At 73.6% G+C, this 17,817-nt stretch carries 16 protein-coding genes; all 16 read right to left on the reverse strand.

Features of this window, described 5'->3' with window-relative positions; translation table 11 throughout:
* Positions 1 to 11: 11 nt before the first annotated feature.
* A complete protein-coding gene (gene dapB / locus ACFY3U_RS00665; protein ID WP_387192601.1) occupies positions 12 to 794 on the reverse strand; it encodes a 4-hydroxy-tetrahydrodipicolinate reductase in 783 nt (260 codons plus the stop codon).
* A gap of 162 nt (positions 795 to 956) precedes the next feature.
* Positions 957 to 2,372, reverse strand: a complete 1,416-nt coding sequence (locus ACFY3U_RS00670) for a M16 family metallopeptidase (RefSeq protein WP_387192604.1) — start codon at positions 2,370 to 2,372, stop codon at positions 957 to 959.
* Between the two features lie 83 nt (positions 2,373 to 2,455).
* Entirely contained in the window at positions 2,456 to 4,837 is a 2,382-nt protein-coding gene (locus tag ACFY3U_RS00675; protein ID WP_387192607.1) for a polyribonucleotide nucleotidyltransferase, read from the reverse strand.
* A gap of 223 nt (positions 4,838 to 5,060) precedes the next feature.
* Positions 5,061 to 5,330 carry a 30S ribosomal protein S15 gene (rpsO, locus tag ACFY3U_RS00680; protein ID WP_089010594.1) on the reverse strand — a complete coding sequence of 90 codons (270 nt, stop codon included), beginning with the start codon at positions 5,328 to 5,330 and terminating at the stop codon, positions 5,061 to 5,063.
* Between the two features lie 194 nt (positions 5,331 to 5,524).
* Positions 5,525 to 6,454: a bifunctional riboflavin kinase/FAD synthetase gene (locus ACFY3U_RS00685; protein ID WP_387192611.1), complete on the reverse strand. Its 930-nt coding sequence runs from the start codon at positions 6,452 to 6,454 to the stop codon at positions 5,525 to 5,527.
* 73 nt (positions 6,455 to 6,527) lie between these two features.
* On the reverse strand, positions 6,528 to 7,412 hold the full coding sequence (gene truB / locus ACFY3U_RS00690; protein ID WP_387192614.1) for a tRNA pseudouridine(55) synthase TruB: 885 nt from the start codon (positions 7,410 to 7,412) through the stop codon (positions 6,528 to 6,530).
* Between the two features lie 78 nt (positions 7,413 to 7,490).
* A complete protein-coding gene (locus ACFY3U_RS00695; protein WP_387192617.1) occupies positions 7,491 to 8,822 on the reverse strand; it encodes an MATE family efflux transporter in 1,332 nt (443 codons plus the stop codon).
* 968 nt (positions 8,823 to 9,790) lie between these two features.
* A complete protein-coding gene (locus tag ACFY3U_RS00700; protein ID WP_387192620.1) occupies positions 9,791 to 10,000 on the reverse strand; it encodes a DUF6186 family protein in 210 nt (69 codons plus the stop codon).
* Positions 10,000 to 10,407, reverse strand: a complete 408-nt coding sequence (locus ACFY3U_RS00705; protein ID WP_387192623.1) for a hypothetical protein — start codon at positions 10,405 to 10,407, stop codon at positions 10,000 to 10,002. The genes ACFY3U_RS00700 and ACFY3U_RS00705 overlap by 1 nt, the downstream gene beginning before the upstream one ends.
* 67 nt (positions 10,408 to 10,474) lie before the next feature.
* The gene (locus ACFY3U_RS00710) at positions 10,475 to 11,506 is read right to left on the reverse strand and encodes a bifunctional oligoribonuclease/PAP phosphatase NrnA (protein ID WP_387194083.1); all 1,032 of its coding nucleotides are present in this window, start codon (positions 11,504 to 11,506) and stop codon (positions 10,475 to 10,477) included.
* 26 nt (positions 11,507 to 11,532) lie between these two features.
* Positions 11,533 to 12,015, reverse strand: coding sequence for a 30S ribosome-binding factor RbfA (gene rbfA / locus ACFY3U_RS00715; RefSeq protein ID WP_387192626.1), 483 nt, complete (start codon positions 12,013 to 12,015; stop codon positions 11,533 to 11,535).
* A 139-nt stretch (positions 12,016 to 12,154) separates the two neighbouring features.
* Positions 12,155 to 12,448 carry a DUF503 domain-containing protein gene (locus ACFY3U_RS00720; RefSeq protein WP_357037782.1) on the reverse strand — a complete coding sequence of 98 codons (294 nt, stop codon included), beginning with the start codon at positions 12,446 to 12,448 and terminating at the stop codon, positions 12,155 to 12,157.
* A gap of 89 nt (positions 12,449 to 12,537) precedes the next feature.
* Complete coding sequence (gene infB, locus ACFY3U_RS00725; protein WP_387192630.1) at positions 12,538 to 15,549, reverse strand: translation initiation factor IF-2; 3,012 nt, start codon at positions 15,547 to 15,549, stop codon at positions 12,538 to 12,540.
* A 93-nt stretch (positions 15,550 to 15,642) separates the two neighbouring features.
* Positions 15,643 to 15,975, reverse strand: a complete 333-nt coding sequence (locus tag ACFY3U_RS00730) for a YlxR family protein (RefSeq protein ID WP_387192633.1) — start codon at positions 15,973 to 15,975, stop codon at positions 15,643 to 15,645.
* A gap of 16 nt (positions 15,976 to 15,991) precedes the next feature.
* The gene (gene nusA, locus ACFY3U_RS00735; RefSeq protein WP_387192636.1) at positions 15,992 to 17,035 is read right to left on the reverse strand and encodes a transcription termination factor NusA; all 1,044 of its coding nucleotides are present in this window, start codon (positions 17,033 to 17,035) and stop codon (positions 15,992 to 15,994) included.
* Positions 17,032 to 17,724, reverse strand: a complete 693-nt coding sequence (rimP, locus tag ACFY3U_RS00740) for a ribosome maturation factor RimP (protein WP_387192639.1) — start codon at positions 17,722 to 17,724, stop codon at positions 17,032 to 17,034. The genes nusA and rimP overlap by 4 nt, the downstream gene beginning before the upstream one ends.
* Between the last annotated feature and the right edge of the window lie 93 nt (positions 17,725 to 17,817).

Here is a 17,817-nt window from a genome sequence, read left to right on the forward strand (position 1 = left end):
GCCGGGGGCGCTCAGTCGAGCAGGGCGTCCAGGCCGACGGTCAGGCCCGGCCGGGTCGGCACCGCGCGGACGGCCAGCAGCACACCCGGCATGAACGAGGCCCGGTCGTACGAGTCGTGCCGGATGGTCAGCGTCTCCCCGGTGGTGCCGAACAGCACCTCCTGGTGGGCGACCAGACCGGTGGCGCGCACGGCGTGCACGCGTACCCCGTCGATGTCGGCGCCGCGGGCGCCCGGCACCTCGTCCTTCGTCGCGTCCGGGGCCGGGCCGAGACCGGCCTCGGCGCGGGCCGCGGCGATCAGCCGGGCGGTGTGGGTGGCGGTGCCGCTGGGGGCGTCCAGCTTGCGCGGATGGTGCTGCTCGATGATCTCGACCGACTCGAAGTGCCGGGCGGCCCGGGCGGCGAACTGCATCATCAGCACCGCGCCGACGCCGAAGTTCGGGGCGATCACCACGCCGAGGTCGGGGCGGTCGGCCAGCCAGGTGCGCACCTGGTCGAGCCGCTGCTCGGTGAAGCCGGTCGTGCCGACCACCGCGCTGACGCCGTGCTCGACGCACCAGCGCAGGTTGTCCATGACCACGTCCGGGGTGGTGAAGTCGACGACCACCCGGGCGCCCGCGTCGGCGAGGGCGGACAGGTCGTCCCCCTGGTCGATCGTGGCCACCAACTCCAGGTCGGGCGCGGCGTCGACCGCCCTGCACACCTCGAGGCCCATCCGGCCCCGGGCACCCAGCACACCGACCCGGATCGGCTCGTCCCGCCCCTGCTCCCGCTCGTCACTCACGCGCCACAACCTATCCCAGCGGGCGCGCGACCATCCGGCGGGACCGCCGCGTTCCCGCGACCGTGCCGATCGCCCTGATGCACGGAAACAGTCGCCTCGGCGTCCGGTGAGGCCACTGTTTCCGTGAATCTGCGCGCAAGCGTGACGGGTGGGGCGGGGTGGGGGCGGGTTTCAGGCGGAGATCGAGAAGTGGCCCTCGTCGAAGGGGCCGACCACGGCCAGCGACATCGGCCGGCCGAGCAGCTCGGCGGCGAGGGTGTTGACCTCCTCGACGGTGACCGCGTCGACCCGGGCCAGCAGCTCGTCGACCGGCATCAGGTCGCCGTAGAGCAGCTCGCCCTTGGCCAGCCGGCTCATCCGCGAGCCGGTGTCCTCCAGGCCGAGCACGAACGAGCCCTTGCTCATCCCCTTGCCCCGGGCCACCTCCGCCTCGGTGAGCCCGTCCGCGGCCACCCGGGCCAGCTCGGCGCGGGTCAGCTCGAGTACCTCGTCCACCTTGCCCGGCGCGCAGCCGGCGTAGACGGCGAACAGGCCGCTGTCGGCGTACTGGCTGGCGTAGGAGTAGACCGAGTACGCCAGGCCGCGCCGCTCGCGGATCTCCTGGAACAACCGGCTGGACATGCCGCCGCCGAGCACGTTGTTCAGCACGCCGAGGGCGAACCGCCGGTCGTCGGTGCGGTCGATGCCGGGGCAGCCGAGGATGACGTGCGCCTGCTCGGTCTCCTTCGGCTCGACCACGGTGGTGGCGGGCTTGACGCGTACCGCCGGGGTGGCCGACCGGTGCGCGGCCGGCGTGGCCGGGTCGGTGTCCAGCGGCGTGCCGCGCAGCGCCTGGCGGACCAGCTTGACCACGGTCGCGTGGTCGAGGTTGCCGGCCGCGGCGATGACGATCTGGGGCGGCGTGTAGCGGCGGCGGTAGAAGCTCTCGATCTGCCGCCGGGTCATCGGGGTGACCGTCTCCTCGGTGCCGGAGATCAACCGGCCCAGTGGGTGGTCGCCGTAGACGGCGGCGGCGAACAGGTCGTGCACCTCGTCGCCGGGCTCGTCGTCGTGCATGGCGATCTCTTCGAGGATGACCCCGCGCTCGGTCTCCACGTCGGCCGGCTCCAGCACGGAGTCGGCCACCGCGTCACACATCACGTCGATCGCCAACGGCAGGTCCTCGTCCAGGACCCGCGCGTAGTAGCAGGTGTATTCCTTCGTGGTGAAGGCGTTGGTCTCGCCGCCCACCGCCTCGATCTCGCTGGAGATCTCCAGCGCGGTGCGCTTGTGGGTGCCCTTGAACAGCAGGTGCTCCAGGAAGTGCGCGGCGCCGGCCTGCGGGCCGGTCTCGTCCCGGGAGCCGACCGCCACCCAGATGCCGAACGACACGCTGCGCATCGCCGGAATCGCCTCGGTGAGCACCCGCAGGCCGCTGGGCAGCACGGTCCGGCGGACCGTACCGCCGAGCGGGTCGTCGCTGAGCGTCCGGGTGACCGCCCGCGACGGCGCGCCGGCACGGGCGGGCTGCCCGTCGGCGGCGTGCCGGACGGACGGAGCCGCCCCCCGTCGACCCGGAGGAAACGACGAACGCTGGGCCCGACTCACGGAAACCTGCTCTCACTGCGACGAGGGGTGGAGGAAACACACCGGCCGGGCGACGACGACGTCGTCACCCGGCCGGTCAGTGCTCAGCTGTGCCGGGTACGCCGGCGGGGACGCTCGCCGCCCTCGCCACCGTCGCCGCCGCCCTCGCCGCCACGGTCGCCGCGCTCCGGGCCGCGACCACCGCGGTCGCCCCGGTCCCGGTCACCGCGATCACGCGGGCCACGGTCGCCACCCCGGCCAGCCGGACGGTCGCCACCGGCGGCCTCGCCCGCGGCCGGCGCCTCGGCGCCCTCCGGACGGACCTTGTCCAGGTAGATCTTGCCGCGGGCGTCGATGTCCGCGATCTCCACCTCGACCTTGTCGCCGACGTTGAGGAAGTCCTCGACCTTGTCGACCCGCTTGCCGTCGCCCACCTTGGAGATGTGCAGCAGGCCGTCGCGGCCCGGCAGCAGCGAGATGAACGCGCCGAACGCGGCGGTCTTGACCACCGTGCCGAGGAACCGCTCGCCCGCCTTCGGCAGGGTCGGGTTGGCGATGCCGTTGATCCGGTCCACCGCGGCCTGGGCCGCCGGCCCGTTGGTCGCGCCGACGTAGATCGTGCCGTCGTCCTCGATGGAGATCTCGGCGCCGGTCTCGTCCTGGATGGCGTTGATGGTCTGGCCCTTCGGGCCGATCACCATGCCGATCTTGTCCACCGGGATCTTGACGGTGGTGACCCGCGGCGCGTGCTCGGACATCTCGGCCGGAGCCTCGATCGCCGCCTGCATCACGCCCAGGATGGTCTGCCGGGCCTCGTTGGCCTGCTGCAGCGCGGCGGCCAGCACGTCCGACGGGATGCCGTTGAGCTTGGTGTCCAGCTGCAGCGCGGTGACGAACTCCGGCGTGCCGGCGACCTTGAAGTCCATGTCGCCGAACGCGTCCTCGGCGCCGAGGATGTCGGTCAGCGTCACGTACTCGGTCTTGCCGTCGACCTCGTCGGAGATCAGGCCCATCGCGATGCCGGCGACCGGCGCCTTCAGCGGCACACCGGCCGAGAGCAGGCCCAGCGTCGAGGCGCAGACCGAGCCCATCGAGGTGGAGCCGTTGGAGCCGAGCGCCTCGGAGACCTGCCGGATGGCGTACGGGAACTCCTCGCGCGACGGCAGCACCGGGATCAGGGCCCGCTCGGCGAGCGCGCCGTGGCCGATCTCGCGCCGCTTCGGCGAGCCGACCCGGCCGGTCTCACCGGTCGAGTACGGTGGGAAGTTGTAGTTGTGCATGTAGCGCTTGCGGTTCTCCGGGGAGAGCGTGTCCACCATCTGCTCCATCCGGAGCATGTTCAGCGTGGTGACGCCCAGGATCTGGGTCTCGCCCCGCTCGAACAGCGCCGAGCCGTGCACCCGCGGCAGCACGCCGACCTCGGCGCTCAGCGGCCGGATGTCGCGCGGGCCACGCCCGTCGATCCGGACCTGCTCGCGCAGCACCCGGTTGCGCACCTCGGACTTGGTCAGCGAGCGGAAGGCGGCGGAGAGCTCCTTCTCGCGGCCCTCGAAGCGACCGCCCAGATCCTCGGCGACCTTGGCCTTGATGCGGTCCAGGGCCTCCTCGCGGTCGGCCTTGCCGGCGATCTGCAGGGCCTCGGCCACCTCGGCGCGGGCCAGGTCGGCCACCGCCTGGAACACGTCGTCCTGGTAGTCCAGGAAGACCGGGAACTCGGCGACCGGCTTGGCGGCCACCTCGGCCAGCTCGCTCTGCGCGCGGCACAGCTCACGGATCGCCGGCTTGGCGGCCTCCAGGCCGCTGGCCACGATCTCCTCGGTCGGCGCGGTAGCGCCACCGGCGATCAGCGCCACCGCGTTCGGCGTCGCCTCGGCCTCGACCATCATGATCGCCACGTCGCCGTCGTCCAGGGCGCGACCGGCCACGACCATGTCGAAGGTGGCCCGGGCCAGCTCCTCCAGGGTCGGGAAGGCCACCCACTGGCCGTCGACGTGGGCCACCCGGGTCGCCCCGATCGGGCCGGAGAACGGCAGGCCGGACAGCTTGGTGGACATCGACGCGGCGTTGATCGCGACCACGTCGTACGGGTGCTGCGGGTCGAGCGCGAGGACGGTCTCGACGACCTGGACCTCGTTGCGCAGGCCCTTGACGAACGACGGGCGCAGCGGCCGGTCGATCAGCCGGCAGGTGAGGATCGCGTCCTCGCTGGGCCGGCCCTCGCGGCGGAAGAACGAGCCGGGGATCCGGCCCGCGGCGTACATCCGCTCCTCGACGTCGACGGTCAGCGGGAAGAAGTCGAACTGCTCCTTCGGCTGCTTGCCGGCGGTGGTGGCGGAGAGGACCACCGTCTCGCCCAGCTGGGCGACCACGGAGCCGGCGGCCTGACGGGCCAGCCGACCGGTGGAGAAGGTGATCTCACGGGTGCCGAAGGCCCCGTTGTCGATCACGGCGGTACGGGATTCGGTGCCGAGGTTGGTCTCGGTCATGTGCTGTCGTGCTCCTTCGCGTCGTGGGCCCACGACACGGGAACTGCTCAGACGGCCGGTCTTCGATCGAAGCGCCCGGGTGGCCGGCACGAGGCCGGGATGCCCGGGGGCCACTACCGGAGACCGGTACGCTGACCGGCTCCCTCTCAGGTGGTCGCGCGGCCCGGTTCTTCGGTGGAACCGCGAGCGGGGGAGCGGCCGGTGCGGCCACTCCCCCGTCACGTCATCGGCGCAGGCCGAGCCGCTCGATGAGCGACCGGTAGCGGTTGATGTCCTTCTTCTGGACGTAGTTGAGCAGCCGGCGGCGACGGCCGACCAGCAGCAGCAGCCCGCGGCGGCTGTGGTGGTCGTGCTTGTGCACCTTCAGGTGCTCGGTGAGCTCCGCGATCCGCTTGGTCAGGACCGCGACCTGCACCTCCGGCGAACCGGTGTCGCCCTCGGCGGTCGCGTACTCCGCGCGGATCTTGGCCTTGTCTTCCTGGTCGAGCGCCATGTTCTCCCTGTTTCGTGGGTTGATCAGTGATGTCCGCCGGACCGGTCGGACGACCGGGAAACGGACCGGCACCTCGCACCCGCGGCGTCGTGCAGGCACGCGAGGCCCCACGTCGGTCAGCCGACGTCCCGCAAGACTACCAGCCCGCGCCGGTCCCGCCCGGCAAGGGCCACGACACGGGCCTCGGAGAGCGCTTACCCGACCGCCCGGCGGGTGCGCTCGACGTCCTCGGCGATCTGCGCCACCAGCGGCTCGATCGAATCGTAGCGACGCTGCTCACGCAGGTGCGCCACGAGGTCCAGGGCCAGCCGCTCGCCGTACAGGTCGCCGGTGAAGTCCAGCGCGTACGCCTCCACCCGCCGTTCCCGGCCGGAGAAGGTGGGGTTGGTGCCGATCGACACCGCCGCGGCCAGCGGTTCGGGGTGACCGCGGCGGATCAGCCGGGCGGCGTACACCCCGTCGGCGGGCACCGCCGCGTACCGGTGGGTCAGCAGGTTGGCGGTGGGGTAACCCAGCTCACGTCCGCGCTGGTCACCGCGGACCACCACGCCCTCCACCCGGTGCGGGCGGCCCAGCGCGGCGGCCGCCGCGCCCACGTCACCGGCGTCGACGCAGGAGCGGATGTACGTGGAGGAGAACACCGTGCCCGAGCCGGCGATCAGCGGGGCGTCCTCCACCCCGAAGCCAAAGGTGCGGCCCAGCCGGGTCAGCAGGGCCACGTCGCCGGCGGCCCGGTGCCCGAAGCGGAAGTTGTCCCCCACCACCACCAGCGCCGCGTGCAGGTGCTCGACCAGGATGTCGTGCACGAACTCCTCGGCCGGCAGCCGGGAGAACTCCGGGGTGAACGGCACCACGCAGAGCACGTCCACGCCGAGCGCCTCGATCAGCTCCGCCTTGCGGGCCGGCTCGGTGAGCACCGCCGGGTGCGAGCCGGGCCGGACCACCTCGGCCGGGTGCGGGTCGAAGGTGACCACCACCGACTTCACGCCCAGCTCCCGGGCGCGGGACACGGCGTGCCCGATGGTCGCCTGGTGCCCCTTGTGCACGCCGTCGAAGACGCCGATGGTGACGACCGACCGCCCCCAGCCGCCGGGCGCCGCGTCGTACCCCCGCCACCGCTGCATGCCGCTCCTCCCCCTGCCTGCCCCGCGCCGCCCGCGAGGATCCTCCGCCGGCCGCGCCGGCGACCCCCGGCGGTCAGGCCGGGGCGAGCACGATCTCCGCCCGGGCCCGGCCGTCCCGCTCGCTGACGATAGCGATCAGGCCGCCGTCCGGCCCGAACACGGCGTACGGCCCGACGACGCCGGTCGGGTCGAGCGGGCCGCCGTGGGAGAGCACCTTCGCCTCGTCGGGGGTCGCGTCCCGGCGGGTGAAGTACCGGTCGGCGGCGGCGTCCAGCGGCAGGTTGACCACGTCGGGCGCGCGCTGTTCCAGCTCGTCCAGGGTGGCCGCCTCGGCGAGGGTGAAGTTCCCGACCGCGGTACGCCGCAGCGCGGTCAGGTGCCCACCCACCCCGAGCGCCAGGCCCGCGTCGCGCGCCAGCGCCCGGATGTACGTGCCGGACGAGCAGGTCACGTCGATGTCGACGTCCGCCACGTCCGGGGCGTCCCGGCGGATCGCCAGCACGTCGAGCCGGGACACGGTCACCCGCCGGGCCGGCAGCTCGACGCTCTCCCCCTCGCGGACCCGCTTGTACGCCCGCTCCCCGTTGATCTTGATGGCGCTGACCGAGCTGGGGACCTGGTCGATCTCGCCGGTGAGCGGGGCGAACGCCGCGCGGACCGCGTCATCGGTGAGCGTGCCGGCCGGGGCGGTGGCGATCACGTCGCCCTCGGCGTCGTCGGTCACGGTGGCCTGCCCGAGCCGCACGGTCGCGGTGTAGCTCTTCCCGGCGCCGATCACGTAGGTCAGCAGTCGGGTGGCCCGGCCGACCCCGATCACCAGCACGCCGGTGGCCATCGGGTCGAGGGTGCCGCCGTGCCCGACCCGGCGAGTCTTCGCCAACCGGCGGATCCGCGCCACCACGTCGTGCGACGTCATGCCGCCGGGCTTGTCGACCACGATCAGACCATCGGTGTTCACGACCGCCAAGCCTGCCAGACCCGGTCCCGCCGCGGGCCACCGGTCGACGCCGCGCCGCCCCTGCCAGGCCGCCAAGTCTCAGCGGACCGCGCCGACCACGGCCCAGCCTCCTGAGCGCAGCCGTAGCAGCAGCGCGACCAGCCGGATCGCCACGAACAGGCTGAGCCCGGCCCAGATCCCGCCCAGCCCGAGGTCGAGCACGTGGGCCAGCCAGATCGCCGGCAGGAAGCCGCCGAGGGCGGCGACGATGGTGAGGTTGCGCAGGTAGCGCACGTCACCGGCGCCGATCAGCACCCCGTCGAGGGCGAACACCACCCCGGCCAGCGGCAGCATGGCCACGAACCAGGGCCAGGCGACCATCGCCTGGGCGCGCACCTGCGGGTCGGAGCTGAACCAGGACGGCACCACCCCCGCGCCGGCACCTACCAGCACCGCGAAGCCGATCCCGCAGACGCCGCCGAGCAGCGCGAACCGGCGGGCCAGGGCGCTCGCCCCGGCCTCGTCGCCGGCGCCGAGGGCGGCGCCGATCAGCGCCTGCGCGGCGATCGCCAGGGCGTCCAGCACCAGGGCGGTGAAGAACCACAACTGCAGGGCGATCTGGTGCGCGCCGACCGCCGCCGCGCCGAACCGGGCGGCGACCGCGGTGGCGGACAGGAAGCTGGCCTGGAACGCCAGCCCCCGGACCAGCAGGTCGCGACTGAGCACCAACTGCTGACGGATCAGTCGTGGCCGGGGGCGCAGCGGCACCCGCTCCCGGATCAGCGCGGCGGCGAAGAGCGCGCCGGAGAGCGTCTGCGCGACCGCGTTGGCCACCGCCGAGCCGACCAGGCCGAGCCCGGCGGGATAGACCAGCAGCGGGCAGAGCAGCGCGGAGAGCAGGTTGGGCGCGAGCACGAACAGCAGCGGACGACGGGTGTCCTGCACCCCGCGCAGCCAGCCGTTCCCGGCCGCGGCCAGCAGCAGCCCGGGGGCGCCCAGCGCCGCGATCCGCAGCCACTGCGCGGCGGCGCCGGCCACGTCGCCGCCGGCCCCGGCGAGGGTACGCGCCAACGCCCCGCCGCCGACCTGCATGGCGAGCGCCACCAGCACCCCGGCGCCGAGGGCCAGCCAGGAGGCCTGGACGCCCTCGGCCACCGCGGCGGCCCGGTCGCCGGACCCGAACCGCCGGGCCGCCCTCCCGGTGATCCCGTACGCCAGCACGGTGCCGAGCCAGGCGGTGAGGGTCATCACCGTGCCGCCGACCGCCAGCGCGGCGAGCGGCACCCGGCCGAGGTGCCCGACCACCGCGGTGTCGACGAGCACGTAGAGCGGCTCCGCGGCCAGCACCACCAGGGCGGGCAGCGCGAGCGCGGCGATCCGTCGCGCGGGCACGGTCGGCGTCGCTGCGGTGGCGGTGGCGGGCTGACTCATCGCCGTTGATCCTGACACGGCCTCGGTAAGGATCACAACAGCACTGGTCGCTTACGTACGGCTGCCGGGAGGCGCGGTCGCCCGGGAGATGCGGTTGCCGGAAGGCGCCGATGCAAGCTTCGCCGCGCCGCGCCGCGCCGCGCCGCGGTCGGGCGGCGCGGGCGCGCTCGCCGTTCCGGTTGCGCCGCCCGGATACGGGCTGTCATCTGGACGCTTTGGACCTGATGACGCAAACGATTCAGACCGGCCGGTCAGGTCCCGCCCCGCTCCCGATCATCCTGAGTCGTTCACGACATCAGATCCAAAGGAAGCCGAACAGGCAGCGGCCGGGGCTGCCGGCCGCTTAGGCCGAGGGGCCAGGGCCAGGCCGGTGCCAGGGCAGGGGCCAAGCCGGGCCGGGGCCAAGCCGGGCCGGGCCGGGCCGGGCCGGGCCGGGGCCAAGCCGGGCCGGGCCGGGGCCAAGCCGGGCCGGGGCCAAGCCGGGCCGGGGCCAAGCCGGGCCGGGCCGCGCCGGGGGCTGCCGGCACGTCCTCCAGGCAGACGGGCGGTGACGCCGGGCGCGCGGGCCCGGCGTCACCGCCCGTCCGGCGGCGTTACTGGCGGGTGTCCATCGAGGTCTGCAGGGCGCGGCGCATCTGCTCGCGCGCGTCGTCGGTGGTCTCGGGCTTCTGCTTGGTCTTCGCCATGGGAGTTCCCTTCCAGGGTGTGGGCCAGCACGGTGGCCCTGCGGGCGGTCCTGCTGAGCGCCCGGAGAGCGGTCCGGGATCACCGGAGCGGCTCGCCTGGCAGCGTGAGCCCGGGTCGGTCTGACCCTGGAGGGAGGCGGCGCCAGGTGCGGCACCACCGCCCACGACCTGTGCCGCGGGTGCGACACCGGCCGATTCCCAAGTTAACGTTTACTTTCCACATGCTGTCCACCGTTCCCGCGATGTGGACCATTCGTGGAGGGCGGGCGAGGCCGCACGGCCTCAGCGGGCCAGGAAGTGCCAGCCCAGCCACCACCAGAAACCGAACACCCCGATCCGGCCCACCGGCACCACGCCCACCTCGTAACGCATCACGTAGGCGCAGACGTCGCCCAGCGACGGCACTCGGGAGTCCGGGCGACGGGACGCCCATCCGACGGCGACGAAGAGGCCCAGCGCGCCCACGAAGCCGATCACTGCCAGCGTCCGCATCATCGACGCACCAGCCCCCAGAACGCGGCCAGCCAGCCGAACCAGGCGGCCGAGCGGACCAACTCGTCGCGCAGCAGCGGATCGGCCAACCGGGAGAAGGTCGGAAAGTCGTCCCCGGCGGACATCACGAACGTCGCGCCCTCGAGCACACCGAAGACGGCCACCGGCAGCACCCACCAGGCCGCCCCCGGGCCCAGCCGGCGTGGCGGCGGCCGGCGGGCCACCCGGTTGCCCAGGCCCAGCCAGATCAGCGTCCCGCCGGTGCCCACGATCCACAGGTTGGCCGCGGCCGAGAAGGAGGGGAACTGGCCACCGACCAGCGAGAGGCAGGCCAGCACCGGCGCGGTCACCACCGGCCGGTCCCACCCGCGCGACACGTCGACGGTGAGCTCGTGCGGCTGTTCCATCCTGGAGATTCTGCCCGCGTTCACCGAACGTGGGAAGGCCGACACCCACCGCGATGGGTCTCGGGAGTCAGGACGAGATCAGCGCGCCGTCCAGCTCGGCCCGGATCATGCCAGCCACCTCGTCGGCGGTGCCCCGACCGGTGAAGCCGGCGGCGAACCGGTGCCCGCCACCACCGAGCGCCACCGCGACCCGGCTGACGTCGACCGCGCCCTTGCTGCGCATGGAGACCGCCCACTCGTCGGCGCCGACCTGCTTCAGCACGCACGCCACGTCGGCCTCGGCGGTGCACCGGACCGAGTCGATCAACGCCTCCAGCACGTACGGCCGCTGGTCGTGCCGGGCCAGGTCGTCGCGGGTGGCGTACGTCCAGACCAGGCCGTGGCCGGCCGCGGCGGCCGGCTCCAGGCGGGCCCGGCCCAGCACCTCGCCGAAGAGCCGCACCGCGCCGAACGGCCGGGTGTCGAAGACCCGGCGGGACACGTCGCCCGGCCGGATCCCGGTTTCCAGCAGCCGGGCCGCCAGCTCGTGCACGGCCGGCGTGGTGGCCTCGAACCGGAACGAGCCGGTGTCGGTGGTCAGCGCGACGTAGAGCCCGGTGGCGATCTCCACGTCGAGCGGCACCCCCAGCCGGGCCAGCAGCTCCGCCGCCACCACCGAGGTGGCCGCGGCCGCCGGGTCCACCAGGTGGATGTCGCCGAAGCCGGTGTTGGAGGCGTGGTGGTCGAGCACCAGCACCCGGGCGTCCCCGGCCAACCGGTCCACCAGCTCGCCCAGCCGGGATTCGCTCGCCGCGTCGAAGCAGACCACCAGATCCGGATCCGGGTACGCCCCGGACGCCGGCACCAGCAGGTCGAGCCCGGGCAGCCAGCGGTACGGCTCGGGCAGCTCGGGCGGCCCGGGGAAGGTCGCCTGGAGCTGTCGGACCCCCAGCCGGCGCAGCCCCAGCCCGAAGCCGAGCATGCTGCCCAACGCGTCGCCGTCCGGGTTGACGTGACAGATCAGCAGCACCCGGGCGTCGGGCGGCAGTTCGCGTACCGCCGAGACCGCGGCGGACCAGTCCGCCTCGGTCGGACCGGCCGGGGCGGAGCCAGCCAACAACCCTGCCGCGACGCCCGGGGAGCCGCTCACCGCCGGTCCGCGGCGGGCGGGGTGGCGTCGTCCTCGTCGTCGTCCGCGAGCTCGTCGTCGTCCTCGTCCAGCCGGTACGGCTGGGCGTCGCCGGCGTACTTCGCCTGGGCGGCCATCCGCTGCACCTCGGCGTCCGCGGTGCGCGCCTGGGCGAGCAGGTCGTCGATCTGCTTGACCTGATCCTGGACGTCGTCCAGGACGAAGGTCAGCGACGGCGAGTGGCGCAGGCCGAGCGCCTTGCCCACGGTGCTGCGCAGCATGCCCTTCGCGCTCTCCAGCGCGGCGGCCGTGCTGGCCTGCGCCGCCGCGTCACCCAGCACGGTGTAGAAGACCGTGGCGTCGCGCAGGTCGGCGGTGATCCGGGCGTCGGTGATGGTGATCATCCCGAGCCGAGGGTCCTTGATCTGGCTCCGCACCACCGAGGCCACGAGTTCGCGAATGCGCTCCGCGTGCCGGCGTACCTTGGCCGGATCCGTCATCTCCCCCACCTCCAGGGCATCCCGCTCCCGGCCGGAGCGACGGCGCGGAGGCGCCGCCGGGCCCGACCGCCCAACATCCGAAGACTACCCGCGGGGCGGGGCCGGCCGCGCGGCCCCGGCGGTGGCGAGGGCCACCCGCTCAGTCGTCCTCGCCGTAGAGCCGGCGGCGGACCGACAGCAGCTCGGCCTCGGGACGGCCGGCCACCAGGCGCTCACAGGAGTCGAGCACCTCGCGGACGTGGGCCGCCTCGGCGGCCACCACGGCCACCGCGATCTCGGCGCGGCCGTGCAGGTCGAGCGCCCCCACCTCGGCGGCCGAGACCTCGAAGCGGCGCAGCGCCGCCACGATCGGCCGTACATATGATCTCTTTGCCTTGAGCGACCGGGAGTCGCCCGGCAGCAGCAGGTCGAAGACCGCGGTTCCGGTGAACATCATCCCGGACGTTACGGACACCCCCCGACATGATCAAGGGGTTTACGCCGATCGGCGTAAACCCCTTGATCACTGTGTCTCAGCCGGGATCAGGCGCGCGCCTTCTCCCGCATCTCGAAGGTCTCGATGACGTCGCCGACCTGGACGTTGTTGTAACCACCCAGGGTCAGACCACACTCGAAGCCCTCGCGAACCTCCGTGGCGTCGTCCTTGAACCGCTTGAGCGAGCTGATCGTGAGGTTGTCCGCCACGACCGTCCCGTCCCGCAGCAGCCGCGCCTTGGAGTTGCGGCGGATGATGCCCGATCGGACGATGCAGCCGGAGATGTTGCCGATCTTGGACGAGCGGAACACGTCGCGGATCTCCGCGGTGCCGAGCTCGACCTCCTCGTACTCCGGCTTGAGCAGGCCCTTGAGCGCCGCCTCGATCTCCTCGATGGCCTGGTAGATCACGGTGTAGTACCGGATCTCCACGCCCTCGCGGTCGGCCATCTCGCGGACCTTGTTGGAGGCCCGCACGTTGAAGCCGATGATCGTGACCGGCTCGGACGACGCGCTGGCGAGCATGACGTTGCTCTCCGTGATCGCGCCGACACCCCGGTCGAGGACCTTGAGCTGGACCTCCTCGGGGATGTCGAGGTTGAACAGCGCGTCCTCCAGGGCCTCCACCGAACCGGAGACATCGCCCTTGAGGATGAGGTTGAGCGACGTCTTCTCGCCCTCCTTGAGCTGCTCCATGAGCGTCTCGAGGGTGGCCCGGCCACGGGAGTTGGCGAAGGACGCCGCCCGCCGCCGCGCCTGGCGCTGCTCGGCGATCTGCCGCACCGTACGGTCGTCCGCCGCGGCCAGGAAGGTGTCGCCCGCGCCGGGCGGCGCGGTGAGACCGAGCACCATCACCGGACGGGCGGGACCCGCCTCGGCCAGCTGGTTGCCGTTCTCGTCGAGCATCGCCCGGACCCGGCCGTGCGCCCCGCCGGCGACGATCGAGTCGCCCGCCCGCAGGGTGCCCTTCTGCACCAGCACCGTGGCGACTGCACCGCGGCCCTTGTCCAGGTGCGCCTCGATGGCCACACCCTGCGCCGGCCCGTCGATCGGAGCGGTCAGCTCCAGCGACGCGTCGGCGGTCAGCAGGACCGCCTCGAGCAGCTCGTCGATGCCGATGCCCGGCTTCGCCGCCACGTTGACGAACATGGTCTCGCCGCCGTACTCCTCGGCGACCAGGCCGTACTCGGTCAGCTGCTGGCGGACCTTGTCCGGGTTGGCGTCCGGCTTGTCGACCTTGTTGACCGCGACCACGATCGGCACCTCGGCCGCCTTGGCGTGGTTCAACGCCTCGATCGTCTGCGGCATGACACCGTCGTCGGCCGCGACGACCAGGATCACGATGTCCGTGACCTGGGCACCACGGGCACGCATGGCGGTGAACGCCTCGTGACCCGGGGTGTCGATGAAGGTGACCGCGCGGTCCTCGCCCTCGTGCGGGACGTGGACCTGGTACGCGCCGATGTGCTGGGTGATGCCACCCGCCTCACCGGCCACCACGTTCGCCTTGCGGATGGCGTCGAGCAGCTTGGTCTTACCGTGGTCGACGTGACCCATGACGGTCACCACCGGCGCACGGCTGACCAGGCGCTCCTCGGCCACCTCGGCGTCGAGGTCGATGTTGAACTGCGCGAGCAGCTCACGGTCCTCGTCCTCCGGACTGACGATCTGCACGTCGAAGCCGAGGTGCTCCCCCAGCAACTGCAGCGTCTCGTCCGAGCAGGACTGGGTCGCGGTGACCATCTCGCCCAGGTTGAACATCTCCTGGACCAGCGAACCCGGGTTGGCGTTGATCTTGTCGGCGAAGTCCGACAGCGAGGCGCCACGGGAGAGCCGGACGACCTGACCCTGACCCCGGGGGGCACCCGAGCTCATGGTCGGGGCCGACAGGTTGTCGAACTCCTGTCTGCGCTGCTTCTTGGACTTGCGACCGCGCGTCGGCCGGCCACCCGGACGCCCGAAGGCACCCGCGGCGCCGCCGCCACGGCCACGACCGCCACCACCGGGACGGCCACCGCCGCCGGCCGGGGCACCCGGGCGGAAACCGCCACCCGGCGCACCGCCGCCGCCACCGGGACCGCCGCGGTAGCCACCGCCACCGCCGCCGCCACCGGGACCGCCGCGGAAGCCACCGCCACCGCCGCCGCCACCGGGACCGCCGCGGAAGCCGCCGCCACCGCCACCGGGACGACCCGCGCCGCCACCGGGGCCGCCACGACCGCCACCGGGACCACCCGGGCGACCCGTGGTGGGCCGCTGGGTCGGCATCGACGCCGGGCTGGGCCGCGGCGGCATGGAGGCCGGGCTCGGCCGCGGCGGCATGCCCGCCGGGCTGGGCCGCGGACCGCCCGCACCGGCGGCCGGGGGCCGCTGCTGCTGGCCGCCCTGGATACCGAACGGGTTGTTGCCGGCGCCGCGCGCCGGCGGACGGCCGCCCGGCCGGGCACCGGGGCCCGGGGTCGGGCCACCGGGACGACCGGCGGCCGGGGTGCCCGGACGCGGCGGAACCGCGTTCGGACCGGGCCGCGGGCCGGGACGGGGGCCACCCTCGGTCGGGGGCTCCCGCCGGACGTTCTCTCGCTGCTGCTGGCGGGCGGCCTGCGCGGCCTTGACCGCGGCCTCCTGCTCAGCCTTCAACGCGGCGGCACGCGCCTCGGCGGCGGCCACCTCGATGTCGTGTGCGCTCGCCGGCTTGGCGACCGGGGTCGCCGGCTGCGGCGGGCCGGGGACCGGGCCCTTGGGCTTCGGTCCAGGGGTCGGCGCGGCCGGCCGCCGGGGCGGCATCGGACGGGCCGAGACCCGGGGGGCACCCGGGGTCGGGGTCGGCGTCGGGGTCGGAGCCGGTGCCGGGGTCGGAGCGGCCGCCGGCGGGGCGGCCGGCGCCGAGGAACCTCCGGCGGACGCGACGAACGCGCCCCGCAGTCGCCGGGCGACGGGCGCCTCGACGGTGCTGGACGCGGACTTCACGAACTCGCCCATTTCCTTCAACTTGGCGAGAACGGTCTTGCTTTCGACCCCGAGCTCCTTAGCAAGCTCGTGTACGCGGGCCTTACCTGCCACTGCACTCCTCACTCCGAGGTCGTGCGGGCAGCACCCGCAGCGACCTCACTCGTGCACTTGAAGCCTGGTCATTTCAGGGACTTCATCGTGTGCTCATGTCGGTCGTCCTACCTTGCTAGCGACCCTCGCCCGGTCCGGATGACCGGGCGTAGTGGTTGGCGCATCGAGATGCTCCGCGAGCGCACCGTGATCGGGGACCCCGGTGAGGCGCAGCGCGCGCCCGAAGGCGCGGCGGCGCACCGCCAGCGCGAAGCAGGCCGGATCCGGGTGCATGTTCGCTCCCCGACCCGGCAGGCTGCGAGTCGGATCGGGGCGAAGGCTGGAACCAGCCTCGTCCGCGACCGCGACGACCCGCAGCAGTTCGCTGGCCGGCGCCCGCTCCCGGCAGCCCACACAGGTGCGCTCCGGCTGCGTGCGTCGTACCACTGCCAAGAGTCTACCCCTAGCCGCCCGAGATCGCGCCGCCCGGTTCCCGGACGTGATCACCGGCGCCCCGCGCAGCCGGCGTGGCCTGCTCCGCGTCGGACCGGATGTCGATCCGCCAACCGGTCAACCGGGCGGCCAACCGGGCGTTCTGCCCTTCCCGGCCGATCGCGAGCGAGAGCTGGAAATCCGGGACGGTGACCCGGGCGGTCCGGGTGGCCAGGTCGACCACCTCGACCCGCAGCGCCTTGGCCGGCGACAACGCGTTGCCGACGAAGGTCGCCGGGTCGTCCGACCAGTCGATGATGTCGATCTTCTCGCCGTGCAGCTCGCTCATCACCGCGCGGACCCGCTGGCCCATCGGGCCGATGCAGGCGCCCTTGGCGTTCACGCCCGGGACGGTCGACCGGACCGCGATCTTGGTGCGGTGACCTGCCTCACGGGCGATCGCGCCGATCTCCACGGTGCCGTCGGCGATCTCCGGCACCTCCAGCGCGAACATCTTCTTCACCAGCGCCGGGTGCGACCGGGAGAGGGTGATCTGCGGCCCGCGCATGCCCTTGGCCACGTGCACCACCACGCAGCGGATCCGCTCGCCGTGCTCATACCGCTCGCCGGGCACCTGCTCGGACTGCGGCAGCACGCCCTCAAGCTTGCCCAGGTCGACGCTGACGATGCCCTTCTCCCGGCGGATCTCGTGCGCCTGCACCACGCCGGTGACCAGGTCACCGTCGCGGCCGACGTACTCGCCGAAGTGCACCTCGTCGGTGGCCTCCCGCAGCCGCTGGAGGATCACCTGCTTGGCGGTCATCGCCGCGATCCGGCCGAAGTCGTGCGGGGTGTCGTCCCACTCCCGCACCACACTGCCGTCCTCGTCCAGCTCCTGGGCGTAGACCAGGGCCGCGCCGGACTTGCGGTCGATCTCCACCCGGGCGTGCGGCTCGGCGCCGTCGGTGTGCCGGTAGGCGGTCAGCAGCGCGGTCTCAATCGCCGCGAGGATCGTGTCGAACGGGATCTCCCGCTCGCGCTCGAGTGCGCGCAGCGCCGCGAGGTCGATGTTCACCTCTCCTCGTCCTCCACATCATCGTCGTCGTCGGTCTCGTCGGTCTCGTCGCCGAACTCGTCGTCGGCCACCTCGTCCAGGCGGCTGAACTCGACCTGCACCCGGCCGGGGCCGAGCTCGGCGTAGGAATGCTCCGCGCGGCCGGACCCGGTCTCCAGCACCACGCGCTCGTCGTCGGCCGCCACCACCCGGCCGGTGACCTGGCGGTCCCCCGTCGGCGCGGCGTCGCGCTGCTCCGGCAGGGCGGCGCCGGGCCGGACGGTCACCTTGACCAGCCGGCCGACGTTGCGCCGCCAGTGTCGGGGCAGGGTCAGCGGGCGGTCCACGCCCGGCGAGCTGACCTCGAGCTGGTACTCGCCGGCCACGATGTCGCCGCCGGCCTCCTCGGCGGCGTCCAGCGCCGCGGAGACGGCCCGGGACACGTCCGCGACGGCGTCCAGGTTGATCCCGCCGTCGGCGTCGACGATCACCCGCACCACGTGCCGGCGGCCGGCCCGGGAGACCGAGAGGTCCTCCAGGTCGTACCCGGCGGCGGTGATCACCGGCTCGATCACCTCGCGCAGCCGGGCCCGCCGGGCCGCCAGGTCGCCCCGGGGTGCGCCCGCGCGGTCCCCGCCCCGGGGCCCATCGGCACGACGGGGTCGACCCGCCGGTCCGGTCGGCCTGGTGGCACGGCCACGCTGCGTCATCTGGCGCACCCTTCTGCTGGAATCGGCGGCCACGGAAGCCGTGCACGCCGGCACGCCACCGGGGCGGACGCGCCGGTGGCTGCGCAGAGCGTA

This window comes from Micromonospora sp. NPDC000089 (assembly GCF_042899365.1).
GTDB lineage: Bacteria > Actinomycetota > Actinomycetes > Mycobacteriales > Micromonosporaceae > Micromonospora.